Source organism: Streptomyces sp. NBC_01352, from assembly GCF_036237295.1.
Classification (GTDB): Bacteria; Actinomycetota; Actinomycetes; order Streptomycetales; family Streptomycetaceae; genus Streptomyces; species Streptomyces plumbiresistens.
The window spans coordinates 10246182-10270216 of record NZ_CP108354.1; the positions used below are offsets into that span (position 1 = coordinate 10246182).

Genomic DNA, 24035 nt, shown 5'->3' on the forward strand with positions numbered 1-24035 from the left:
CCGACCTCCCCAGAAGGAGACATCCGGGATGCCCGAAGTCCTCACAGCGCCGCTCGTCGTCGAGTTCCCCTTCACCCGCTCCCTCGGCCCCGTCCAGAGCGCCTTCCTCACCGGCCTGCGCGAACGCGTCGTGCTCGGGGTGAAGACCGGCGACGGCCGGACACTCGTCCCGCCCGTCGAGTACGACCCCGTCACCGCCGAGGAGATCCGCGACCTCGTCGAGGTGGCCCCCACCGGCACGGTCACCACCTGGGCCTGGAACCACGCCCCCCGCCGAGGTCAGCCCCTGTCCGCCCCCTTCGCCTGGGTCCTGGTCCGCCTCGACGGCGCCGACACCGCCCTCCTGCACGCCCTCGACGCCCCCGGCCCCGACGCCGTGCACACCGGCATGCGCGTCCGCATCCGCTGGGCCGACGAACGCACCGGCGCCATCACCGACATCGCCTGCTTCGAGCCGTACGACGGCGACCGGGCCGACCCGGCGGGCCACACGGGCGAGTTCGAGAACCCGGTCACCGGCATCGTCGCCCCGGCCCGCCTCGACTACACCTACACGCCCGGCCGCGCCCAGTCCGCCTACATCCACGCACTCGGCGACCGGCGCATCGTCGGCGAGCGGTGTCCGTCCTGCCGCAAGGTGTACGTCCCGCCGAGGGGTGCGTGCCCCACCTGTGGTCTCGCCACATCGGAACAGGTGGAAGTGGGTCCCCGCGGCACGGTCACCACCTTCTGCATCGTCAACATCAAGGCGAAGAACCTGGACATCGAGGTGCCGTACGTCTACGCGCACATCGCCCTCGACGGCGCCGACCTGGCCCTGCACGGCCGCATCGGAGGCATCCCCTACGACCGGGTGCGGATGGGCCTGCGCGTCGAACCCGTGTGGGCGGAAGGATCCCGCCACCCCGACCACTACCGGCCGACCGGCGAGCCCGACGCGGACTACGAGATGTACAAGGAGCTGTTGTAGATGCAGCCACTCAGGGAGGTCGCCGTCGTCGCCTTCGCGCACACCGGCCACCTGCGCACCGCCGACGAGCTCTCCGAGGTGGAGATGCTCATGCCCGTCCTGCACGAGGTGCTCGACCGCACCGGCCTGAAGACCGCGGACATAGATTTCACCTGCTCCGGCTCCTGCGACTACCTCGCCGGCCGCGCCTTCTCCTTCACCCTCGCCCTCGACGGGGTCGGCGCCTGGCCGCCGATCTCCGAGTCCCATGTCGAGATGGACGGCGCGTGGGCGCTGTACGAGGCGTGGACCAAGCTCCTGACCGGCGACGCCGACACCGCCCTCGTGTACTCCTACGGCAAGTCGTCACCCGGCTCCGTCCGCGACGTCCTGACCCGCCAGCTCGACCCGTACTACGTGGCACCCCTGTGGCCCGACTCCGTCGCCCTGGCCGCCCTCCAGGCGCAGGCACTCATCGACACGGGCGCGACGGACGAGCCCGCCCTGGCCGCCGTGGCGGCCCGTAGCCGTGGCTCCGAGACGGACACGGCGGCACCGGGGGACTACGTCGTACGGCCCCTGCGCACCGGCGACTGCCCGCCCGTCGGCGACGGCGCCGCCGCGGTCGTCCTCGCGGCCGGGGACCGGGCCCGGGACCTGTGCGCGCGGCCCGCCTGGATCCGCGGCATCGACCACCGCATCGAGGCACACGGCCTCGGCGTCCGCGACCTCACCGACTCGCCGTCCGCCCGACTGGCCGCCGAGAAGGCCGGCGCCTTCGAACGACCCGTCGACACCGCAGAGTTGCACGCACCCTTCAGCTCGCAGGAGGTCGTCCTGCGCAAGGCTCTCCGGCTGGACGACGACGTGCGGATCAACCCCTCCGGAGGTGCCCTCGCCGCCAACCCGGTCATGGCCGCCGGGCTCATCCGCATCGGCGAGGCCGCAGCCCGCATCCACCGCGGCGAGTCCGACCGGGCCCTCGCCCACGCCACCTCCGGGCCCTGCCTCCAACAGAACCTGGTCGCCGTACTCGAAGGGGATCCGCGATGAGCAAGGAGCCCGTGGCCGTCGTAGGCATCGGCCAGACCAAGCACGTGGCGGCACGCCGGGACGTGTCCATCGCGGGGCTCGTGCGGGAGGCCGCCCGAAGGGCCCTGGACGACGCCGAGCTGGACTGGGCGGACATCGACGCCGTCGTCATCGGCAAGGCGCCCGACTTCTTCGAGGGCGTGATGATGCCGGAGCTGTACCTGGCCGACGCGCTGGGCGCCGTGGGCAAGCCCATGCTGCGGGTGCACACGGCGGGCTCGGTCGGCGGGTCGACGGCACTGGTCGCCGCGGGCCTGGTCGCCGCCCGCGTCCACGGCACCGTGCTCACCCTCGCCTTCGAAAAGCAGTCCGAGTCGAACGCCATGTGGGGACTGTCCCTGCCGATCCCCTTCCAACAGCCGCTGCTGGCCGGGGCGGGCGGGTTCTTCGCCCCGCACGTGCGCGCCTACATGCGACGCAGCGGCGCCCCCGACACCGTCGGCTCCCTCGTCGCGTACAAGAACCGGCGCAACGCGCTGAAGAACCCGTACGCGCACCTGCACGAGCACGACATCACCCTGGAGAAGGTCCAGGCCTCGCCCATGCTCTGGGACCCGATCCGCTACTCGGAGACCTGCCCCTCCTCCGACGGAGCCTGCGCGATGGTCCTCACCGACCGCGCGGGAGCCGCCCGCTCGCCCCGGCCGCCCGCCTGGATGCACGGCGGCGCGATGCGCAGCGAACCCACCCTGTTCGCGGGCAAGGACGCCGTGTCGCCGCAGGCCGGCAAGGACTGCGCGGCCGACGTGTACCGGCAGGCCGGGATCGCCGACCCGCGCCGGGAGATCGACGCCGTCGAGATGTACGTGCCGTTCTCCTGGTACGAGCCCATGTGGCTGGAGAACCTCGGCTTCGCCGACGAGGGCGAGGGCTGGAAGCTCACCGAGTCCGGGGTGACCGAACTGGACGGGGACCTGCCCGTCGACATGTCCGGCGGCGTTCTGTCGACGAATCCGATCGGCGCCTCCGGCATGATCCGTTTCGCGGAGGCCGCGCTCCAGGTGCGCGGTCAGGCCGGGGAACACCAGGTGGAGGGGGCGCGCCGGGTGCTCGGGCACGCCTACGGCGGCGGATCGCAGTTCTTCGCCATGTGGCTCGTGGGGTCCGAGCCCCCCGCCTCCTGAAAGGTCCCCCTCACGTGGCCTGTTGGCACCCGGGGCCGATCGCTAGGCTGGCCGCGGACGACGCAATCGGGAGGAGCACGGACGTGGCCGAGACCACCATCCAGCAGCAGCCGCTCATGGGCTGGGACAAGCCCGAGCTGGACCTCAGCAACGCCGACTGGCACTCCAGCAGCCGTGGCCTGGGGGATGTCCAGATCGCCTTTGTCGAGGGATTCATCGCGATGCGCAACAGCGGCCGGCCCGAAAGCCCGTCCCTGATCTTCACACCCGCGGAGTGGGGCGCGTTCGTGTCGGGAGCGAGGGAAGGGGAGTTCGACCTCACGTGACCTGCGTGAGCTGACGGGCCGATCCGGCGGTGTTCCGACCGTTTTTCCGGACACGCGACCTTGAGCGCTCTCCCGGGGCCGATGCTGAGCAAGGCTGACCCCCAGGAAGCGAAGGTCGTCTCCGGAGGTGAGGAACGCATGAGCACTCTGCCGGTGGTCGCGGCGGTCGACGGTTCGGACGACAGCCTGCGCGCTCTGGACTGGGCTCTCGACGCCGCCCGTCGGCGCGGGGCGCCGCTGCGGGTGGCCCATGTGCGGCAGTACGCCGCCTGGACCCAGCCCGGAGCCCCGGTCGTGCCGGCGCCGGCACCGGCGGACGACCAGGTGCTCGCGGACGTGCGCGCTCATCTGGAGAACCGGGCCGACCTGCCCGACACGGAGTACGTCGGTCTGGACGGCGCCATCGGCGTCCTGCTGCCCGAACTCGGCTCCACCGCCCAGCTGATGGTGCTCGGCTCCCGGGGCCGCGGCGGCTTCGCCAGCCTGCTGCTCGGTTCCACCAGCATGGCCGCCGCCCGCGACGCCGAGTGCCCCGTCGTGGTGGTGCCCCGGCCCGGCCGCGAGGTCCACGGCGACGCGCCGGCCGGGCCCGGTCCCCGCGTGGTCGTCGGCCTCCAGGTGGACAGCCCCGACGAGGCCACGCTCGCCTTCGCCTTCACCGAGGCCGCCCTGCGCGGCGCGCGCCTCCAGGTCGTCGCCGCCTACCCGTGGCCCGTCCAGAGCTGGGCGGCCCCCGGCGAACTCCTCCCGGTGATGATCGACCAGGACGCCGTCGAGAGTGAGACCCGGGCCCTCGCCGAGGGCTTCCTCGCCCCGCACAACGCCCGGCACCCCGACGTCCGGGCCGAGCCGTACATCGCACCGGGCGACGCGGCCGGTCACCTCGTCGCCGCCTCGAAGGACGCCGACCTGGTCGTCGTCGGCCGCCACCGACGCCGCCTGCTGGCACCGGCCCGCATGATGGGCTCCGTCACCCAGGCCGTCCTGCTGCACGCGGCGAGCCCGGTCGCGGTCGTGCCGCCGGCGCCGCCGGAGGACTGAGACACCCCCATTTAATGGAATTCGCCGCGCCTATCATTAGCTCCATGCAGGCCACGATCAGCGGCGACGCCCGCCTCGTCCTCGACCTCGCCCTGACCATCCGGCACGACGGCCACGGCAAAGTCGCCGACGACCTGTCCGACCCCGCCGGTCTCACCGCCTGGGTCCGGGCCCGCCCCGACGGCCTGCCGGAGGCAGCCGGGTTCGTCGCCGACGAGGCCGCTCTCGCCGCCGTCCGTGATCTGCGCGCCGCCGTCCGCGCCCTCTTCGCCCGGGCGGTACGGCCCGCCGAACCGAGCCCCGCCGACGCGGCCCGCCTCCTGCCCCTGGCCGAGGCCGTGCGGCGGCTCAACGAGGCGGCCGCTCGCACGCCCACCGTTCCGGTGCTGCACTGGGCCGAGGACGCCGAACCCGTCGTACGGCATGAGGCCGTGCGAGGCGGAGACGAGCTCACCGCGGTGCTCGCGCACGCCGCGATCGCCTTTCTCGACGGTCCCGAGCGGCAGCGGCTGCGGGCCTGCCACGCGCCGCGCTGTGTGCGGTACTTCCTCAAGGAGCACCCGCGCCAGGAGTGGTGCAAGCCGTCCTGCGGCAACCGTGCCCGCGTCGCCCGTCACCACGAACGGCATCGCAGGAGTGCCTAGCCCGCAAGAGCCGCCCGCACGTCACGCGAGGGCCCCGGGCACGTACCATTGCGGCATGTCGTTCCTCCGCCGCCGTAGCGCCACGCCCGCCGGGCCCGACTTCGACGTACTGGCCATGGACCCGGGCGACTGGCCCGGCAATCTGGGCGCCGGTCTGCTGCCCGCGCCCGACGGCAGCTGCCAGGGCGTCTACCTTCGCTACGACCTCTTCGGCGGTCGCGGCCCCGCGATGATCATCGGCAACCTCCCGGAGGGCTCCCCGGCCCGCGAGGTCACCGAGGGCGAGGTCCCCTTCGAGGTCGGCCAGCTGCTGCTGGCGCTGGAGAACGACGAGGAGGTCACCGTCGTCGGCGTGGAGGACATGCCGGTGATGCAGGGCGACAACCTCCTGATCGTGCGCCGCCTCAAGCTGTCGGAGAGCCGGATCTCCTGCGTGCAGTTCGACCGCAGCGACAACGTCCTGGTGACCATCGCCGCCTGGGACCGCCCCATCACCGACGACCTGTACGCCCTGCTGAAGCCGCTCCCCGCGGAGCTTTTCCAGCAGGGCTGAGGCACCTACCCGGCCGACCCCTCCACGCGTACGTCCGCCGCCCGCACGAACGCCACCCGGTGGCCGAACTGGATCTCGTAGTACAGGTCCTTGCCGACCACCACCTGGTGGGAGGCCTCGTCGAAGGTCACCGCGTAGTAGTACTGGCCGGGCACCTTGTCGCCGACCACGTACCTCTGGCCTGCCGGCAGCTTGTACGGCAGCGGCGACACCGTCTGGGCGGGCACTCCCGCCGGGTACGCGGACGCCTCCGGGTAGGCGCGCCCGTAGACCGGGACGCTCGGCAGGTCGTCCTTGGGCGTCACCACCTGGCCGGTCGCGTTCACCGCCGTCGGGTTCTTCTTCGGGTTCTTGAACCAGGCCTTCTGGCCGAGGTACCAGATCGCCGTCCAGTCGCCGTCGCGCTCCGCGACCGCGTACTGCTGGCCGGTGGAGACCCGGGAGGACAGGTCGTTCACCCCGGTGGTCGGCGTCGTGCCCAGACCGATGTCCTTGATCAGGGGGTAGGACTCGCCGGGCCCCGAGTAGAGGCGCACCGCGCTCGAGCCGTGGGCGGCGCACGGCTCACCCTGGGCGACGCAGCCCGTGAACCGCGGCCGGTTGGCGGCATAGTCGGGGCGGATCGTCACCAGGCCGCCGTTCTTGTCGGCCGTGGCTTCGAAGGGGCGGCCCAGCAGCGCGAAGTAGTGGGCCCAGTCCCAGTACGGGCCCGGGTCGGTGTGCATGCCGCCGATGGTTCCCGCGGTCGGGCCGGGCACGTTGTCGTGGCCGAGGATGTGCTGCCGGTCCAGCGGGATGTCGTACTTCTTGGACAGGTACGTCACCAGCCGCGCCGAGGACCGGTACATCGCCTCCGTGTACCAGGCGTCCGGATTCGCCAGGAAGCCCTCGTGCTCCAGGCCGATCGACTTGGCGTTGACGTACCAGTTGCCCGCGTGCCAGGCCACGTCCTTCGCCTTCACGTGCTGGGCGATGTGGCCGTCCGTCGAACGCAGCGAGTAGTTCCACGACACATAGGTCGGGTCCTGCACCATGTCGAGGACGCCCTCCCAGGCGCCCTCCGTGTCATGGATGACGATGTAGTCGATGCTCTGGGACGCCGGACGGTTCCCCAGGTCGTGGTTGCCGTAGTCGCCCTCGCCGAACTCCTCGTAGGGAGCGGGGATCCACTCGCAGGACACCGTGGCCGGGCACTGGGTGCCGGCCGTGTCGAGCGTGCGCAGCCCCGTCCGCGCGAGCTGCCCGGTGTCGGGCGCGAGGTCCGGCTGGGGAGCCAGGGCGACCTGCTGGCCGGCGTCGGTGACGCGCTCCTCGCCGGTGCGCAGCACGTCGTAGACGTCGCCCGCGTACGCCGCCCCCGTCGCGCTGTCGTCCGCGCCGGAGAAGCGGGCCACCGCCCCGTACCAGTCAGCCGGATCCTTGCTCAGCGGTTCGCCGAGGTTCTTCTGCGCGGCGGCGAGCAGCGCGGCGCCGCCGGCCACGTTCGCGGCGGGATCGGTCCGCAGTTGTTCGGCGGGCAGGCCGGTGAGCTCGGCTGCCTTCGGCAGGGTCGTGAGGCGGGCCGGGAGCTCGGAGGTCTCCGGCAGCTTCGCCTCGGGGTGCAGGGGAGTGCGGGCGTCGTCGCCGCGCGCGTCCTCCGTGCCCTCGCTGTGGTGCGGCGGCGCCTCGGCGAGCGCGGTGCGCGCGTCGGTGAGGTGCATCGGGCCGTACCCGCCGGTCACGCTGGGCGCCCCGGCGTGCGCGTCCCAGCGGGACTGCAGGTAGGAGACGCCGAGCAGCACGCTCTGCGGCACGTGGTACTCGGCGGCCGCGGAGGCGAACGCCAGCTGAAGGCGGTTCGCGGAGGACTGTGCGGTGCTGTCGGACGGAGCGGCGCCGAGCAGCGGCAGCAGCAGGGCCGCGGTGGCCACCGCCCCTGCTGCTGCTCGCCTGCCGCTGTACCCGGCGGCTCTGTTGGGGTCGGTGGCGGATCCTCGCAATGCAGCCTCCTGGGACGGTCGAGCGCGATGCGCCGTGCGGGGCCGGGTGTCCGTCAGTGGTACCGGCCTGCCGACGATCCGTCAATGATGCCCAGGAGCAGGCGATTTCCCTCGTCAATCCAGGTGGGCGGGAGTTTCGCGGACCGGCCCCGCGGGCCTGCGGGGCGTCAGTGGCGTACACCAATGAGCCGTACGAGGCGATCGTGCACCCGGACATACGACGGTCCGCGGTGCGCCGCTGACCGGCGCACCGCGGACCGTCGTCCCCGTCAGCGAGTGCCGACCGCCGCGCGCACGGCCCGGCGGGCCAGCTGGCAGTCGTCGTGCAGCCGCCTGAGCAGCAGCCGTTGTTCCTCGCCGGACGGCGCAGCACCCGGGTGGGCCGGTCCCGGTGCCGCCGGGGTCGTGTCGTGCATCGAACGCTGCACGGCCATCTCGTAGGTACGGATCTCTCGGGTCAGCACGAGCATCAGGTTCACCAGGAACGCGTCCCGCGAGGCGGGGCCCGCCGACTGGGCGATCTGGCTGATCTGCCGCCGGGCCACCGGCGCGTCGCCGAGGACCGACCACAGCGTCGCCAGGTCGTAACCCGGCAGGTACCAGCCCGCGTGCTCCCAGTCCACCAGCACTGGACCGGCCGGTGACAGGAGAATGTTCGACAACAGTGCGTCGCCGTGGCAGAACTGGCCCATGCCGTGCCGACCCGCGGTCGCCGCGATGCCGTGCAGCAGTTTCTGCAGGTCGCCCAGATCCCGGTCGGTGAGCAGGCCCAGCTCGTGGTACCGGTTGATCCGTGTGGCGTAGTCCAGCGGGGCGTCGAAGGTGCCCGCCGGCGGCCGCCAGGCGTTCAGCCGGCAGACCGCGCCGAGTGCCGCCCTGATGTCCGCGCGGGGCGGGGCCTCCGCCGGGTGCCGGTGCAGTGCCGCCACCCGCCCCGGCATCCGCTCGATGACGAGCGTGCAGTTGTCCGGGTCCGCCGCGATCAGTCTCGGCACGCGCACCGGAGGGCGGTGCCGGACGAACGAGCGGTATGCGGCTATCTCGTGGCGGATCCGCTCGGCCCATGCGGGGGAGTGGTCCAGTAAACACTTGGCGACGGCGGTGCTGCGTCCTGTCGTGCCGACCAGGAGTACGGAGCGTCCGCTGCGGCGCAGCACCTGCACCGGGGCGAACTCCGGGCAGATCCGGTGCACCGACGCGATCGCCGTGCGCAGCTGGGCGCCCTGAGGGCCGGACAAGTCGAGTCTCCCGCTGAGGGGTTGGGTACCGACCCCCGGTGCGCGCCGCGGCCTGCCCGCGCCGAGCGCGGGAGCCGCCGCCGGACGGGCGGGGTCGAGGTAGGGGCCGCCACCCACCGGACGGGGGTGCAGCGACCGGGGCGGGGCGGACACGGAGGACGATGCTGCGTACATGGGCGAAACAGATCCCTTCGTGTGCCTGCGACGACAGTGCGCTGCCCCGCCCGGTCACCCGGGTGCACCCTGGGGAATGCATCCCGTGTTCCAGGAAGAGTTCCAAGAAGGCGACCGGGTCGGGGTGGCGCTTTCCTACCTGACACCCGATGCCCAGTGGCACACCATCTGGCGAGGCCTGGCGAACCCTGGCGAATAGTCGCCCGGCAACTCTCACCGGGCTACTGTCAACTCAGCCGAGAACCTGGGGGCTTGACGTGAGCGGACAACCCAACTCCCGCCTTTCGGACCTGTTCGGCCTGGCCGGCTGGTCCAAGGGTGAACTCGCGAGGCTGGTCAACCGGCAGGCGGCGGCCATGGGCCACCCCCAGCTTTCGACCGACACCTCTCGGGTGCGGCGTTGGATCGACACGGGAGAGATCCCGCGCGATCCGGTGCCGCGGGTGCTGGCGGCTCTGTTCACCGAGCGTCTCGGCCGTGTCGTGACCATCGAGGACCTCGGTCTGGTCCGGCACGGGCGTGCGGGGAAACGGCAGGGCGACGGGAATGCGGAACATCCCGACGGAGTGCCGTGGGCGCCCGAGCGGACTGCTGCGGTCCTCACCGAATTCACGGGAATGGACCTCATGCTCAACCGACGCGGCTTGGTGGGCGCGGGTGCCGCGCTCGCCGCGGGATCAGCCCTCAGCAATGCCATGCACGACTGGCTGCACACCGATCCGGCCCTGACCGCCGACGCTCCCCAGTTCGACGACCCCCTGCACGCCGACCCCGCTGGGCTCGACCGCTACGAGGCCGCCCCCATCGGATCGCAGGAGATCGAGGAACTGGAGCGCTCGGTCGAGGTGTTCCGGGCCTGGGACGCGGCCCGCGGCGGCGGGCTGCAACGCAAGGCAGTCGTGGGCCAGCTCAACGAGGTGGGCGGCATGCTCGCCTACCGACACCCCGACCATCTCCAGCGACGCCTGTGGGGCGTCGCCGCCAACCTCGCCGTCCTCGCGGGCTGGATGTCGCACGACGTCGGCCTGGAGCCCACGGCCCAGAAGTACTTCGTCATCGCCGCCCACGCCGCCAGAGAGGGCGGCGACCGGCCCCGCGCCGGGGAGGCGCTCTCCCGAGCGGCTCGCCAGATGGTGCACCTGGGCCGGCCCGACGACGCACTGGACCTGATGAAGCTGGCCAAGTCCGGCTCCGGCGAACAGGTGCTGCCTCGTACCAGGGCGATGCTCTACACCATCGAGGCCTGGGCACAGGCCTCCATGGGCAAGGGGCAGGCCATGCGCCGCACCCTCGGACAAGCGGAGGACCTCTTCGTCTCCGACCGGGGCGACGTGCCGCCGCCGAGCTGGATGCAGACCTTCAAGGAGGAGGATCTGTACGGCATGCAGGCCCTGGCCTACCGCACGCTGGCCGAGCACGAGCCGGGCGCGGCCGTGCACGCCCAGCACTACGCGGAGAAGGCCCTGGCCCTGCGCACCGACGGACGGGAGCGGTCGAAGATCTTCGACCACCTGTCCATGGCCTCCGCCTGCTTCATCGCGGACGACCCCGAACAGGCGGACCGGTACGCACGGCTGGCCCTGATGGCGATGGGGTCGAACTCCTCGCGCCGTACCTGGGACCGGCTGGGCCAGATGTACCGGCTCACCGCCGAGTACTCCACCTATCCGAAGATCAATGAGCTGCGCGAGGAGATCAGGCTGGCGCTGCCGAAGACGAGGGGGAAGGGCGGCAACAGCGCCAGGGCATAGACACCGGGGCTGTGCCCCTGACCTGCCGTTGTTGTCATGCGGTCACCCTGGCGACGAGTACACAGGCGTCGTCCTCGCGCTCGGCCTCGTCGAACTCCTCCACCAGCATCCGTACGCAGTCCTGTGCGGTGCGCGCCTCGCCGAACCGGGGGGCCAGGTCGAGGAGACGGTTCACGGCGCCCTCTTCCTCTCCGCTGTGCCCGGGCACCAGCCCGTCGGTGTGCAGCAGGAGCAGGTCGCCCGGTCGGAGGGTTTCCTCGGCCTGCTCGTACACGGCTCCTGAGGTCGCGCCGAGCAGGACGCCGGCCGGTGCGTGCAGTCGGCGCCCCGTCCCGTCGCGGAACAGCAGCGGGGCGGGGTGTCCTGCCTGCGCCCACACCAGGGTGCGGGTCGTCGGCCGGTAGCGGCAGCAGACCGCGCTGCCGAGGGCCGGCTGCACGGTGGCGTCGAGCAACTGGTTGAGCCAGGCCATCAGTTGAGCCGGCGGGGTGCCGGTCATGGCCATGCCGCGTACGGCGCCCAGCAGGGTCGCCATGCCCGAGGTCACGGCGACTCCGTGGCCGGTGAGGTCGCCGACGCTGAGCAGGGTCTCGCCGTCGGCGAGCTCCAGCGCGTCGTACCAGTCGCCGCCGATCAGCGCGCTCGCCGACGACGGCAGATAGTGGGCCGCGAGATCCAGGGTTTCGGGGCCCTGGTGCGGGAGCCGCAGGGAGCCGCGCCACGGCGGCAGCACAGCTTCCTGCAGCTCGACCGCGAGCCGGTGCTCGGCCTGCGCGCGGTGCCGGTGACGCTGTAACGAGTCACGGGTCTCGCTCACCGCCCGTTGGCTGCGGCGCAGTTCACTGACGTCCCGCAGCACCGCCCACATGGACGCGGTGCTTCCGTCGGTGTCGAGCACGGGCTCGCCCATCATGTGCACGGTCCGTACGTCGCCGTCCGGGCGCAGCACGCGGAACTCGCCGTCGATGGGCTTGGCGTCGACGAGGCAGTCGGTGACCAGCGCCGTCAGCTTCGGGCGGTCCTCGTCGAGGACCAGGGCCGGCAGCTCGTCCAGGGTCAGCGGAGCGGCGGCGGGGTCGCGGCCCAGGATCTGGTAGAGCTCACCGGACCAACTGGCCTCGTCCGTCAGCAGGTTCCACTCCGCGCTGCCGACCCGGCTCAGGAGCGAGCCGCGCCGGGGAGTGGACGGCACGGCCCGGGCGGCGGGCGCCGCCTCCGGTGAGGCGGGCACGGGCGGCGGGCCGTCCCGCAGCTGTGCCAAGTGTTCGTCCAGGTCGTCGAGTTGGTGCAGTGCGAGGTCGTACAGCGCGCGCTGCCACCGCTCCTGCGGGTCGGAGCCGTCACTCTGCGTGTCCCGGCGTACGGCGTCCATGTCGCCCTTGAGCCGGCGCGCCTGCGATATCAGCGCGTCGACCGAGCCGCGTCCGGGCGGCTGGGCGGCTGGGCGGTCCGCAGAGAGATGGGACGGCATGACGCACTCCGATGCGGGGACGGTACGACCAAGGCGGACGGAAGGACCGTTACGACTGTTGCACAGCCCGCGACGCCCTGTAAGGGATTTGGCAACACCCGATACGGTGGTGCTTCCGGCATATGCCACAGTCTTCAGGGGCGGGCTCGGCGTACGACTGACGTAGCGCACCGGGTGGGTCAAGTCGTAGGCGAAGTACGTGACTTGACGGACCGGCGGGGTGGTCGACGCGGTGTTCGGTTGTGTGTGCGACGGCACTGTGTTCTAGGGAGTGTGGCACAGGTGGATCGGCCGGGCCAGAGGGCCGTGGCGCGCGGCCAGTGTGTGACGCAGGTCACATGAATTCATGAGGGCTCGGGTGTACTGCGAACGGCACCTGCGCGCTCGTAAAGACATGGACATCACGCTCGAGCAGCCCGCCCGCGCCCGTCTCATCGCCGCGGACCAGGAACTGCCTGTTCCCGCCACGCTCCGCTACACCGGCGCGGACCCGCTGGCCGTGCACATCGACTTCCCGCCCGAGGTCGCCCTGGACGGCGAACGAGTCACCTGGACCTTCGCCCGCGCCCTGCTGGAGGAGGGGCTGACCGGCCCGGCGGGAAGCGGTGACGTGCACGTCTGGCCCTGCGGCCGGGCCCGTACGGTCCTGGAGCTGCACTCGCCGCATGGACTGGCCCTGCTCCAGTTCGACACGGCCGCGCTGCGCCGGTTCCTGTTGCGGACCTTCGCGGTGGTGGGAACCGGGCGGGAAGACGTCGGCGCCGCCGTCGAGCAGGGGCTGGCCTCGCTCTTCGGCGGCGTCTGACGTGCCTCGCCGGGCCTCAGTAGCGCAGGACTCCCGCGATCCCGTCCGCGTCGCCCAGCGCGCCGTCCGGGACGAAGCGCACCTCGGCGCCGGTCTCCAGGCACTGTTCGACGATCTCGTCCACGATGTCCTCGCGGGCGTCGAGGTCGCCGCCCTCGGCCGGGACCAGATGGTCGCCGCCGTCGTCGCGGACCGTCACCCGGTAGTTCTCCTCGACGGCCAGCAGCCGTACGCGGCCCTCGCGCGCGTTCTGCCACAGCTCGTCGACCCCGGCCGCGAACGCCCGGTGGCCGCGGGCCGATTCGAGCTCCCGCGCCACGGAGTCGGTGCTCTTGCGCGCCTCGGCGGCGACCAGCGGCCGGATCGCCTGCCACACGGCGTCGGGGGTGCCGTGCGCGAGCCCGCCGTGCGGTACGTGGACGGCGTTCTTGGTGATGCTGCCGACCTCGTCCAGCAGGGACAGCGCGGCCGTCTCGCCGGTGACGTACAGCGGCCTCGGCTGTTCGCGCAGCAGCGTGCTCATCGCGGTGTCCACCTCGCGCAGGAACTGGCGGGTGCCCTCGTCCCGGAAAGTGCTCCGCAGATCGCCGATCCGTTGCTGGCGCTCGGCGTCGAAGTTCTCGCGGCTCCGCGACAGCGGGAAGCCGCCGGTGCGCTCCTCGGTGACGCGGTCCGTACCGCCGCTCCACAGGGTGACCTGGTCGGCGGAGACCGACAGCACCCAGAACGGCCGTTCGGCGGCCTGCGCGGAGACCAGGTTGCGGGTCAGGAAGGTGTCCGACAGCACCACGCGTTCGGGCACGGGACGGGCGAGCGACCACACCTGGTGCTCACCCGGAGCGGCGAAGATGACCAGGCCGTCCCCGGCGTGCGACAGATCGACCTCGGCGAGGGCCTGGTCGAGCTGCCGGGTGACGTCCAGGCGCCGATCCCGGGGGACCGCGGGATCGGCCTCCAGCTGCTTCTTGGCCTCGGCCACGACATTGCGCAGCCGGACCGGATCCTGGGCGTTCTCGGGCTCCCGGCGATGCGTCGGCGTCAGCACGGAGACCGCCGGATAGGGGCGCGGGCGCCGCAGCTCGGTGAGAGTGGTGGGACTGAGTGCGTGCTCCATAACAGCACGATAGGGCTGAATCGCCGATCGGGCATTAGGGGCAGCCAAGTCGGGCAACCCGGACACGGCAGGCGTACCTCAGCGGCCGTCGTCCTCCGGCCCGCAGGAGCTGCCGTCGGGAGGCAGGGAGCCGTACAGCAGAAACGCGTCGACCTTGCGGTGCACGCACTTGGAGGAGGCGTAACCGGTGTGGCCCTCGCCCTTGTTGTCGAGCACCACGGCCGAGTCGCCCAGGCGCTCGGCCGTCTCCACGGTCCAGCGGTACGGTGTCGCCGGGTCGCCCCGGGTGCCCACCAGGAGCATCTTCGGGGTACGGACGTCACGCACCTCGTCGCGGATGAAGTCGGTGCCCTTGGGGCGGCCGTAGCACGTCAGCACCTCGGTGAGCCGGTAGCGGCCGAACACCGGCGACGCCTGCTCGTACTCGGCGCGCAGCCGGCCGAGTTCCCTGGTGATCCGGCGGGCGCTGGGGCGGTCGGGATCGTCCGCGCAGTTGATCGCCATCAGCGCCGCCGGAAGATTGTCGAGCGGGACGTCCTCCTGGTCGACGAGGCCGCCGTCCGTGCCGTTGTCGGCGCGCAGGGCGATGCCTCCACCGGCACGGAACGCCGTTCCACCGCCGGAGAACCAGAGGAGCGGCCCGGTGTCGCCGTCCTCGACCAGTGAGGCGAGTGCCCGTTCCAAGGACGGCCACAACTCCTTGCTGTAGAGGGCCTGGCCGATGGCGCCCACGAGGTCCTGGCCGGTGAAGTCCTCGCCGAAGTCCGTCGGCACCGGATCCTGGTCGAGCGAGTCGACGAGGCGTACGACCTCCTCCCGGGCCGTGCGCGCGTCCGTGCCGAACGGACAGGCGATGTCCTTCACGCACCAGTCGACGAAGTCCTCCAGCGCGGTCTGCTGACCCGCGGCACCCGCCACGCCCTGCTCGGTCAGCGGTTCGGTGAGCGTGTCCACGCCGTCGAGCGCCATCCGGCCGACCTTCTCGGGGAACTGGGCCGCGTACACCGCACCGAGCCGGCTCCCGTAGGAGAAACCGAGGTAGTTGAGCTTCTTGTCGCCGAGGGCCTGGCGCATGATGTCCAGGTCGCGCGAGGCGTTCACCGTGCCTATGTGGGGCAGGACGGGGCCGGAGTGCTTGGTGCACGTGTCGGCCACCTTGCGCAGCTGTTTGAGGACTGCCTGCGGATCCTCGTCGAGGTCCGCGTCCTCGTCCGGCGCCGTCGCGGGCCCGGTGCCGCACGTCACCGGTGAGGACCGGCCGACACCGCGAGGGTCGAAGGACACCACGTCGTAGCCGTTGGTCAGACTCATGAAGTCCTTGCCGCCGGCGGCGAGTTCACTGACGCCCGGGCCACCCGGACCGCCGAAGTTCAGCAGCACGGAGCCGCGTGACCTCCCCGTCGCCCGGTAGCGGGCGAGCGCCAGCTCGAGGGTGCCGGCCCGCGGCCTGGCGTAGTCGAGGGGGACGGTGACCTTCCCGCACTGGAGGTCCTCGGGCATCTCCACGCCGTCGCACTTCGACCACACGACCTTCTGGCGGTAGAACCGCGACAGGTCGGCCTCGGAGTCCTCCGCGGCCACCGCCGGCAGACCCGCGCCGAGCAGAACCAGGACGAGGCCTCCGGTGATCGTGCAGCGCCCGAGTAGGGGCCGAGTCGACAGCTTGGCCGGCATGGATGCCTCCAGGGAGCCTGCCGCGGACCGGGACCGGCGCCCGCTTCCGAGCGCCCTCGATCACGATAGGTGCAGCTCGCAGGGCTCGCCTCCGGACGAGTGGGGTCTCGGAAAGTGCCCTACCCTGTGCCCCCGCCGCTGCGCATACGGCGGTTTCGACGCGTCTCCGACTGCTTTGCCGTTAGTTCGACAACCATGACGCTCGATGGGGTGAAAGGCCGATAAGCCATAACTCGGATGGTTCGCCCGCGTTCTATCCGGTGCGGGCGAGTGCCCGTGACCATGTCTGGAAGGCAGGGAACCTATGAGACGGGTTACCCGAAACGGTGTGATCGCCGTCGCCGCCGCGTCCGGCGCCATGGCAGTGGCCATGCCGGCGTACGCGGACTCCGGTGCAAACGGCGCCGCGGCAGGCTCGCCCGGAGTGATCTCCGGCAACACCGTCCAGCTCCCGGTGCACGTCCCGGTGAACGTGTGCGGGAACACCGTGAACGTGGTGGGGCTGCTCAACCCGGCGGCGGGCAACAGCTGCGCCGACGAGGACGCCGGTGGCGATGTCGGTGCCGATGCCGGTGGCGACGCCGCCGGGACGTCCGGCGGGGCGACCGCGAACAGCGGCGGAAAGGATTCGCCGGGTGTGCTCTCCGGCAACGGTGTACAGCTCCCGGTGCACCTTCCGGTGAACGTCAGCGGCAACAGCGTCAACGTGGTCGGCGTCGGCAACCCGGCCGTCGGCAACGAGTCCGTCAACACCTCCGGCGACGGCCCCGAGCGCCCCGACCGGCCGGAGCAGCCGGCGCCGAGGCCGACCGAGCCGCCCAGGGCGGACCCGGGACGGGAGGCGGCTCCGCCCGCCCCGCGGCCACACTTCACCGCCGGACAACTGGCGGACACGGGAACGGACCGGACGCTGCCCGCCGTACTGGGAAGCGCGGCGCTGGTCCTGGGCGGAGCGGCCGTGCACCGGCGCTTTCGCCCACGCGCGACGCGCTGACTGCACCCTCACCGCACCCTCTATGAGTACGGAAGGCCCCACCGGTCATGCCCGGTGGGGCCCGGCCTGGGTCGCACAGGCGTTCACGCCGCCGAGACCGCCGTGAGCAGCACCATCCCCGAGTCGCCGTAATCGGGCAGTGTCGGGTCGGCGTCGATGCGGGTGACACTCAGCTCCCGGCTCAGGGGTGCGAACACCTCCGTGACGATCTCGGGGTTGACCGGGCAGCCCGGCCAGCGTGACGCGGGCCCGACGCGATAGGTCGGCATGTTCTCCATGAACGCGGCCACCAGATGGCCCCCCGGTGCCACACAGCGCACGAAGACCCGGCAGAACTCGGCGAACTCCGCGCGGTCCTCGGTCGCTCCTTCCGCGACGAAGTGCATGGACGCGAGGTCGTACGCGCCGGGCGGGAGGTCCCGGACGTCGCCGTGGACGACGTCGACGTGGGCCAGCGACGCGGCCAAAGTTGCGGGCAGAGCAGGGTTCAGTTCCCGGCACAGCGCGTGGAACGGCAGCCAGCTGGCGTCGGGCCCGCACAGGATCTGCCGCTCCAGGTAGGCGACGTTGCCGGCCCCCGCCTCGACGGCGTCGATACGGCGGCTCGCCGCGGCCGCGAGGATCAGCGGGTAGAGGTTCGGGCCGGCCCCGAACTCCACCGAGCGGCCGACGGCGCCCGGTGCGAGCCGCCGGTAGAACGCGGAGTGGTGGGTGATGACCGCCGCGTCCGAGGGGTGTACCTCGCGGTAGTTCTCGGCGAGGTAGTCCGCCACCGGCCAGCTGTCCCAGTCCACGTCGTCGTTGTGCGTCGGCACGGCCCTGCCGGCCGTCGGCCTGGCTCTCGCCGTCACAGGCGTGGTCCTCTCAGCCCTTGACATGGCCTTCTCGCTCCTTCGACCGCAGTGGGAACCGTGCCCCCAGCCGGGTCAGGGTGCCGGTCAGGCGGTCGATGTCCTCGTCGGAATTGAGGGCCGTGATCTGGACGCGGAAGCCCACCCGGTCCCTCGGTACGAGCGGATACGCGGCCAGCGTCACGTAGATGCCCTCCTCCCACAGGAACGCGGCGACCGCGTCGAGATCGGCCGGGTTCCCCAGCGGGATCTCCACGATGGGCAGCCGGTCCGTGTTGAGGGTGTAAACGTCGAGGCCGTCGAGATGGTCGAGCACCCGGACCGTCTTGCGGTACAGGTCGGCGCGCAGGGCGTCGCCGCGGCGGTCGTTGACCTCCAGCCCGGCCAGCGCGGTGGCCAGGGACGCCGTCGGGGAGGGCCCCGAGTACAGGTAGGGCGCGGCGGCCGTCTTGAGACGGTTCTTCAGGTCGGTGGGCAGCGCGAGGAACGCGAGCAGCGACGAGTACGCCTTGGAGAAGCCTCCGGCCAGCACGATCCCCTCGTACGACTCGCCGGTGTGCCGCACCACGCTGTTGCCGCGCGAGCCGTACGGGCAGGGCTCGCCCGGCCCGCGTTCCCCGATCACGCCGAAGCCGTGCGCGTCGTCGACGTACAGTGTCGCGCCCCGGTCACGGCAGACCGCGGCCAGCGTGGGCAGGTCGCAGACGTTGCCGCTCATGCTGTTCACGCCGTCCAGACAGACCAGGCGGGGCGTGCCCGCGGGTGCCGAGGACAGCAACGCGTCCAGTTCCTCGGGCCGTTCGGCGTGGAAGCGGCGCAGGGTGGCGCCGCGTCCGCGGGCGACGACGCAGCCGTCGTACACCGTGCTGTGCGCCGTCGCGTCGACGAAGACATGGCCACCGTCGGCGAGGACCGGGATCACCGCGGAGTGGATGAGGGTCAGTGTCGGCAACAGCAGTGTGTCCGGCGCGCCCAGCAGCGCGGCCAGCCGTTCCTCTATCTCGGGGTACAGCCGGGGACTGCCCAGCAGCCGCGACCAGCTCGGGTGCGTGCCCCACTGCCGTACGGCGGGTTCGATGCGCGCGGCGATCTCGGGGTCCCAGTCGAAGCCGAGGTAGTTGCAGGAGGCGAAGTCGATCAGCTGGTGACCGCGGCTGCGGATGTGCCGGCCGCGCACCTCGTCGATGACCGCGTCGGTCATCGGACTGGTCCGCCGCAGGTGTTCGAGGTCGGCCCAGCGCGCCTCCCGCCCCGGTGGCTTGTGGCGCGCGGCCTTGCGTGCGACACCGGCGCCGGTCCCGGCCGCGCGACTGTTTCCGTTTCCGTCCCGCTGCCGCAGGATCCGCTCGCTCTGCTCCACGGTCATCGGCCGCGCGAAGAGGAATCCCTGCCCGAACTGGCATCCCATGCCGGCCAACAGGTCCCGCTGCCTCGTCTCCTCGATGCCCTCGGCGATCACCTGGAGACCCAGGGTGTCGGCGAGGCGGACGATGCCCTCGACGAGTGCGACCTGCTGCGGGTCGTGCGCGATGTCGTCGATGAACGTCTTGTCGATCTTCAGTACGTCGATGGGGAAGTCCCGCAGATAGCGCAGCGAGGAGAAGCCGGTGCCGAAGTCGTCGACCGCGATGTTCACGCCGAGGTCCTTGAGGGCCCGCAGCACCGCCTGGATCTGGCCGTCGCGGCGCAGCAGCACCGTCTCGGTCAGCTCCAGCTGCAGCGACCCCGGAGCCAGCCCCGGCGTACGCAGCGCCTGGCCGACCTGGTCCACGAACCCGATGTCGCGGAACTGCCGGGCGGACACGTTCACGCTGACGTACGGCGGTCCGCCCGGCCCCGGCAGCCGTTGCAGCTCCGCGATGTCGTGGACCGCGTTCTCCAGGACCCACGACCCCAGGGGCGTGATGTGTCCGGTCTCCTCGGCCAGGGTGATGAACTGCTCCGGCGGCACGGGCGGGCTCGGGGCACGCGGCCAGCGCACCAGCGCCTCGAAGCCGACCACCTCGCCCGCGGCGATGTCCACGACGGGCTGGTAGCGCAGGGTGAACTCCTGCTCGGCGACAGCCCGGGCGAGCCGGCTCTGCAGATCGTGCCGCTCGACCATCCGGGCCCGCAGCAGCGGCCGGAACCGCCGCCACTGCCGCTTGCCGGCCGTCTTCGCCGCGTACAGCGCCAGGTCGGCGTGGCTGAGGAGTTCCTCCGCGTCCGTGCTGTCGTGCGCGGTGGCCACGCCCACACTCGCGGACACGGTCACTGACTCCCCGTCGAGTGTGAACGGCCGGGACAGCGTCTGGATCACCTGCGCCGCCAGCAGCTCGGCGTCCAGCGGCTCCCGCGCGTCCTCCATCAGTACGGCGAACTCGTCGCCGCCCAGCCGGGCCGCGGTGTCGGTGCGGCGCAGCGCCCCGGTCAGGCGCTGCCCGACGGCGGTGAGGAGGTGGTCGCCCGCCGAGTGCCCGAGGGTGTCGTTGACAATTTTGAAGTCGTCCAGGTCGACGAAGAGCAGACAGGTCAGGGACGACTCGCGGCGGCCGCGCAGCAGGGCGCGCTCGATCCGCTCCAGCAGGAGCGTCCGGTTGGGCAGCCCGGTCAGCGAGTCGTGGAAGGCCCGCTGGGTGAGCTCGTGCTCCAGCCGGCGCTGCTCGGTGACGTCACGCAGTGTGACGACCAGCCCGGCCACGGTGCGTTCGTCCCGGAAGTCGCTGCACCGCACCTCCACCTCGACCCGGTCGCCCCGGTGCCGCACCCACCAGTGGTCGTGCCGCGTGCGCGGCCCGTGTTCCCGTACCGAGGCCAGCTCCCGGGTCGCCCGTTGCCGGTCCTGGGGATCCAGCAGGTCGGGCAGCGACGCGCCGGCCAGGTCCGCGGTGCCGAACACGGACGCCGCGGACGGGCTCGCGTACCGGACGGTGTCGTCGTCCTCCAGGATGAGGATGACGTCCGAGGCGTTGCGCACCAGGGTGCGGAAGTACGCCTCGCTCTCCCGGCGCACGACCTCCTGGCGCAGCACGACGCGTTCCATCGCCAGCCCGGCGTGCGAGGCGAGGATCTCCAGGGAGCTCCACGTCTCGGTGAGCTGCCCGTGCGGACCGGCGACCAGCAGTACGCCCGGCACCTCTGCGGACGCCGGACGGCCGGGCTGGGTCATGGGGCACACCAGAATGGCCGGCAGGCTCTCCAGCTCGGCGGCGAGTTCGGGACCGAGGTCGTCGGCGGCGATGAACCGGGTGTGGCCGGGGGCCAGGCCTGCCGCCCGTTCGGCGGGCAGCAGCAGCGTCCGGTGGCGGACCGTGGACCCCAGGAGCGTGTCGACGACCGCCTCGCACGACCGTGCCACCTCCTGCTGCCGGACGGCCGACACCAGCGACGCCGCCCCCGAACGCAGCGCGTGTTCCCGCGCCACCGCCCGGCGGTGTGCCACGACCATTCCCGCGAGGCGAAGGATGACCAACAGGAAGAGCAGGCCGGAGAAGACGGCGATCACGGCGGCGTTGTGCGCCCTCTGTGTGAGGCCCTCGTACAGCAGGATCCCCGGTGCGATCAGCGTCGCCACCGCGAGCAGCACCAGTCGGCGCGGCGGCGGCAGCAGGGACGCCCGCTGCGGCACTGCGGCGGTCAGCTCCACCATCGAAGGATGCAGCGCGGCCAGGCCCCAGGCCGTGTAGAAGGCGATCCACCCGGCGTCCAGCAGCGTCCCCGTCTGCCACGTCGCGTTGAGCTGCAGGATGCCGTAGGCGATGTCGAAGCCGAGCAGCGTCGTCGTGCCGACGACCAGGAGTTGCACCGACCGGTTCCGACCGTCCAGGGGGCGTGGGCTCAGCAGCCGGGCCAGCAGCGCCAGGACCAGCACGTCACCGAGGGGATAGGCGATGCTGATGGCCCGCTGCTGCCAGGTGAGCCCTTCGACCTCCGTGAGCGGCTGGACCAGGTAGACCCACACGGGCAGCGCGAGGCCCGCGGTGACGATCAGCGCGTCGAGGAGGCTGGGCAGGTCGCGGCCCGCCCACCGGTAGCGGAAGAGGCCGTACAGTCCGACGGCGAACAGCGGGTAGGTGGCGAGATAGCAGGCGTCCGCGGCGGAGGGGAACGGGTTGGAGGCGAGGAAGTACTCCTCCATCACGTTGTAGTACGTGTCGCCGGTGACGAAGGTGAGCAGTCCGGCCGCGAGGACCCACCAGGGCCAGCGGTGCGCGGGCCGGTTCAGATGGGTGCCGGTCAGTATGGCGGCGACACCGGTGAGGCCGATGACGGCCCACGAGGGGGTACGGGCCACGGGAACCGTCATATAGACGGCCGTGGCGGCCGTCACCAGCGTGAGATGAGCGGCCATCAGCCGATGTGCCGGCAGCAAGGCAAGCGCCTCCCCCCGACGGAGGAGACCGGGCGGTCACCTGGCCTGGGTCTTAATCGATCGTAGGCACCGCAGGGCGCCGCCTGCATCTCGGGCGGATCAGTACGGTGTCGCGCCGGTGACCGGCGGTGTCGCCGTCAGTGCTCGCCGCGATGGAAGCGGTGGTGCAACGCGCACACTTCCTCGGCCAGTTCGGGAACCGGGCCCTCCACCTGCACGCCGGGCGCCACCTCGTTGATGGGCAGGGTCCGCACCGGGGGCGCGGGTACCCCCAACTCGGTCAGCCAGGAAGATAGTTGCTCGGAGGAGGCGACGTACACGATCCGGCCGAGGCCCACCCAGGCGTGCGCGGCCGCGCACATCGGGCAGTGCTCGCCGGAGGTGTACACGGTCGCGGCCGCCCGCTCCTCGGGCGTCAGACGCTCCGCCGACCAGCGCGCCAGTTCGAACTCGGGGTGGCGGGTGCGGTCCCCGGAGGCCACCCGGTTGTGGTCCTCGGCGAGCACCGTGCCGTCCGCGCCCACCAGCACCGAACCGAACGGCTCGTCCCCCGCCTCCAGCGCCCGGGCCGCCAGCTCCACACAGCGGCGCACGTACGGCAGCTCCGCGTCCTTCACGACCATGGCGTGGCGCCCTCCTCGCGATGTGATCTCCGTGGCGCAGACTACGGTCGCCGGCGTGCGACCGGAAAGGCGTACCGGCGGCCGAGCGTCACGGTCGCCAGCGCGAGGGCGACCAGCGGGAGCGCGGTCCAGGGCAGCGCCCCGGCGCCCAGGTTCTCCAGGACGACACCGCCGGTGAGCGAACCCGCGGCGATGCCCGCGTTGTACACGGTGGTCTGCAGGGAGGTGGCCACGTCCCCGTGGGCGGGCCCCGAGGCGTCGACCAGCGCGGTCTGGATCAGCGTCGGTGCACCGCCGAAGGCCACGCCCCACAGCGCCACACAGACCAGGAGCACGGCGGGCGTGCCGGCGTACAGGCCGAGCGTGAGCATCACGGCGGTGCAGAGCGAGAGCGCGGCGAGCAGGGTCGGCCGCAGCCGCCGGTCGACCAGCACCCCGGTGACCCAGATCCCGGCCACCGTGGCCGCCCCGAACACCAGCAGCACCAGGCCCGTACGGCCGAACCCGGCATGCGCCGCGAACGGGGCGACGTACGTGTACATCACCTGATGCCCCAGCAGCAGGAACAGCGTGACGGACAGGACGGCCGGGATCCCCGGCAGCACCGCCACCCGGGCGAGCGGCATCCGCGTGCCCGCCGCCTCCCCGGGGAAACCGGGCACCCATCGCCGGACCGCGACCACCAGCAGCACCGCGAGCCCGGACAGCACCCCGAACGCCGTGCGCCAGCCGAGCGCCCCGGCCAGCGCCGTCCCGGCGGGCACACCCAGGGACAGCGCGAGGGTGATCCCGGCGAGCACCACCGCGATCGCCCGGCCGCGCCGCTCGGCCGGCACCATCCGGGCCGCGTAACCGACGAGCATCGCCCACAGCGTGCCGCCCATGCAGCCGGCGACGAGCCTGGCCGCGAAGGTGAGCGGGTACGACGAGGACAGCGCGACCACCGCGTTGGCGGCCGCGAACCCCAGCAGCGTGCCGACGAGCACCGGCCGGCGCGGCAGTCCGCGCAACAGCGCGGTGAGCGGGATCGCGGCCAGGAACGAGGCGAGGGCGTAGCCGGTGACCAGGAACCCCACGCGTGCCTCGGAGACGCCCAGGTCGCCTGCCATGCGGGGGAGCAGCCCCGCCGGCAGCAGTTCGGTCAGGACGGCGGTGAAGGCGGCGGTGGACAGGGCCAGCAGGCCCGGCCACGGCAGCGCGGGCATGGCCGTGCCCTTGGCCAGGGATCCGGCCATGGATGAGGTGGACATGCGACCATGCTGAAACCCTCACATCAGTGTG

19 protein-coding genes are annotated in these 24035 nt (G+C 72.0%); 10 read left to right on the forward strand and 9 right to left on the reverse strand.

What is annotated here, in order from left to right:
• Positions 1-28 precede the first annotated feature (28 nt).
• The 7 genes from OG252_RS47020 (at position 29) to OG252_RS47050 (ending at position 5729) form a co-directional block, all read left to right on the forward strand.
• Positions 29-970, forward strand: a complete 942-nt coding sequence (locus OG252_RS47020) for a Zn-ribbon domain-containing OB-fold protein (RefSeq protein ID WP_266445676.1) — start codon at positions 29-31, stop codon at positions 968-970.
• Positions 971-2002: a thiolase domain-containing protein gene (locus OG252_RS47025; protein ID WP_266445677.1), complete on the forward strand. Its 1032-nt coding sequence runs from the start codon at positions 971-973 to the stop codon at positions 2000-2002.
• Positions 1999-3165 carry a thiolase domain-containing protein gene (locus tag OG252_RS47030; RefSeq protein WP_266445678.1) on the forward strand — a complete coding sequence of 389 codons (1167 nt, stop codon included), beginning with the start codon at positions 1999-2001 and terminating at the stop codon, positions 3163-3165. The genes OG252_RS47025 and OG252_RS47030 overlap by 4 nt, the downstream gene beginning before the upstream one ends.
• 83 nt (positions 3166-3248) lie before the next feature.
• Complete coding sequence (locus tag OG252_RS47035; protein WP_053749912.1) at positions 3249-3491, forward strand: DUF397 domain-containing protein; 243 nt, start codon at positions 3249-3251, stop codon at positions 3489-3491.
• 138 nt (positions 3492-3629) lie between these two features.
• Entirely contained in the window at positions 3630-4532 is a 903-nt protein-coding gene (locus OG252_RS47040) for a universal stress protein (RefSeq protein ID WP_329344193.1), read from the forward strand.
• A 44-nt stretch (positions 4533-4576) separates the two neighbouring features.
• Positions 4577-5176, forward strand: coding sequence for a CGNR zinc finger domain-containing protein (locus OG252_RS47045; RefSeq protein ID WP_329344194.1), 600 nt, complete (start codon positions 4577-4579; stop codon positions 5174-5176).
• Positions 5177-5231: 55 nt separating this feature from the next.
• Positions 5232-5729: a hypothetical protein gene (locus tag OG252_RS47050; protein ID WP_266445684.1), complete on the forward strand. Its 498-nt coding sequence runs from the start codon at positions 5232-5234 to the stop codon at positions 5727-5729.
• 5 nt (positions 5730-5734) lie between these two features.
• Here OG252_RS47050 and OG252_RS47055 read toward each other — a convergent pair whose 3' ends face one another.
• Positions 5735-7708, reverse strand: a complete 1974-nt coding sequence (locus OG252_RS47055; protein WP_329344196.1) for an N-acetylmuramoyl-L-alanine amidase — start codon at positions 7706-7708, stop codon at positions 5735-5737.
• 269 nt (positions 7709-7977) lie between these two features.
• On the reverse strand, positions 7978-9120 hold the full coding sequence (locus OG252_RS47060; RefSeq protein ID WP_266445686.1) for an aminoglycoside phosphotransferase family protein: 1143 nt from the start codon (positions 9118-9120) through the stop codon (positions 7978-7980).
• Between the two features lie 257 nt (positions 9121-9377).
• Here OG252_RS47060 and OG252_RS47065 point away from each other — a divergent pair, with 257 nt between their 5' ends.
• The gene (locus tag OG252_RS47065; RefSeq protein ID WP_266445688.1) at positions 9378-10871 is read left to right on the forward strand and encodes a DNA-binding protein NsdB; all 1494 of its coding nucleotides are present in this window, start codon (positions 9378-9380) and stop codon (positions 10869-10871) included.
• A gap of 34 nt (positions 10872-10905) precedes the next feature.
• Here the strand turns inward: OG252_RS47065 and OG252_RS47070 are convergent, their stop codons facing one another.
• Positions 10906-12342, reverse strand: a complete 1437-nt coding sequence (locus tag OG252_RS47070; protein WP_329344197.1) for a PP2C family protein-serine/threonine phosphatase — start codon at positions 12340-12342, stop codon at positions 10906-10908.
• Between the two features lie 394 nt (positions 12343-12736).
• Here OG252_RS47070 and OG252_RS47075 point away from each other — a divergent pair, with 394 nt between their 5' ends.
• Positions 12737-13147, forward strand: coding sequence for an SsgA family sporulation/cell division regulator (locus OG252_RS47075; protein WP_266445692.1), 411 nt, complete (start codon positions 12737-12739; stop codon positions 13145-13147).
• A 16-nt stretch (positions 13148-13163) separates the two neighbouring features.
• On the opposite strand, the gene OG252_RS47080 is transcribed toward OG252_RS47075, so the two are convergent.
• On the reverse strand, positions 13164-14261 hold the full coding sequence (locus OG252_RS47080; protein WP_266445693.1) for a baeRF3 domain-containing protein: 1098 nt from the start codon (positions 14259-14261) through the stop codon (positions 13164-13166).
• 78 nt (positions 14262-14339) lie between these two features.
• A complete protein-coding gene (locus tag OG252_RS47085) occupies positions 14340-15935 on the reverse strand; it encodes an alpha/beta hydrolase (protein ID WP_329344200.1) in 1596 nt (531 codons plus the stop codon).
• A gap of 304 nt (positions 15936-16239) precedes the next feature.
• Between OG252_RS47085 and OG252_RS47090 the strand changes: the two genes are divergently transcribed.
• Positions 16240-16929 carry a chaplin gene (locus tag OG252_RS47090; protein WP_329344202.1) on the forward strand — a complete coding sequence of 230 codons (690 nt, stop codon included), beginning with the start codon at positions 16240-16242 and terminating at the stop codon, positions 16927-16929.
• A gap of 83 nt (positions 16930-17012) precedes the next feature.
• Here OG252_RS47090 and OG252_RS47095 read toward each other — a convergent pair whose 3' ends face one another.
• The 4 genes from OG252_RS47095 to OG252_RS47110 form a co-directional block, all read right to left on the reverse strand.
• The gene (locus tag OG252_RS47095) at positions 17013-17744 is read right to left on the reverse strand and encodes a class I SAM-dependent methyltransferase (RefSeq protein WP_266448923.1); all 732 of its coding nucleotides are present in this window, start codon (positions 17742-17744) and stop codon (positions 17013-17015) included.
• Positions 17745-17793: 49 nt separating this feature from the next.
• Positions 17794-22110 carry an aminotransferase class I/II-fold pyridoxal phosphate-dependent enzyme gene (locus OG252_RS47100; RefSeq protein ID WP_329344204.1) on the reverse strand — a complete coding sequence of 1439 codons (4317 nt, stop codon included), beginning with the start codon at positions 22108-22110 and terminating at the stop codon, positions 17794-17796.
• 158 nt (positions 22111-22268) lie between these two features.
• Positions 22269-22754: a nucleoside deaminase gene (locus OG252_RS47105; protein WP_329344206.1), complete on the reverse strand. Its 486-nt coding sequence runs from the start codon at positions 22752-22754 to the stop codon at positions 22269-22271.
• 41 nt (positions 22755-22795) lie between these two features.
• The gene (locus OG252_RS47110) at positions 22796-24004 is read right to left on the reverse strand and encodes an MFS transporter (RefSeq protein ID WP_329344208.1); all 1209 of its coding nucleotides are present in this window, start codon (positions 24002-24004) and stop codon (positions 22796-22798) included.
• Positions 24005-24035: the final 31 nt, after the last annotated feature.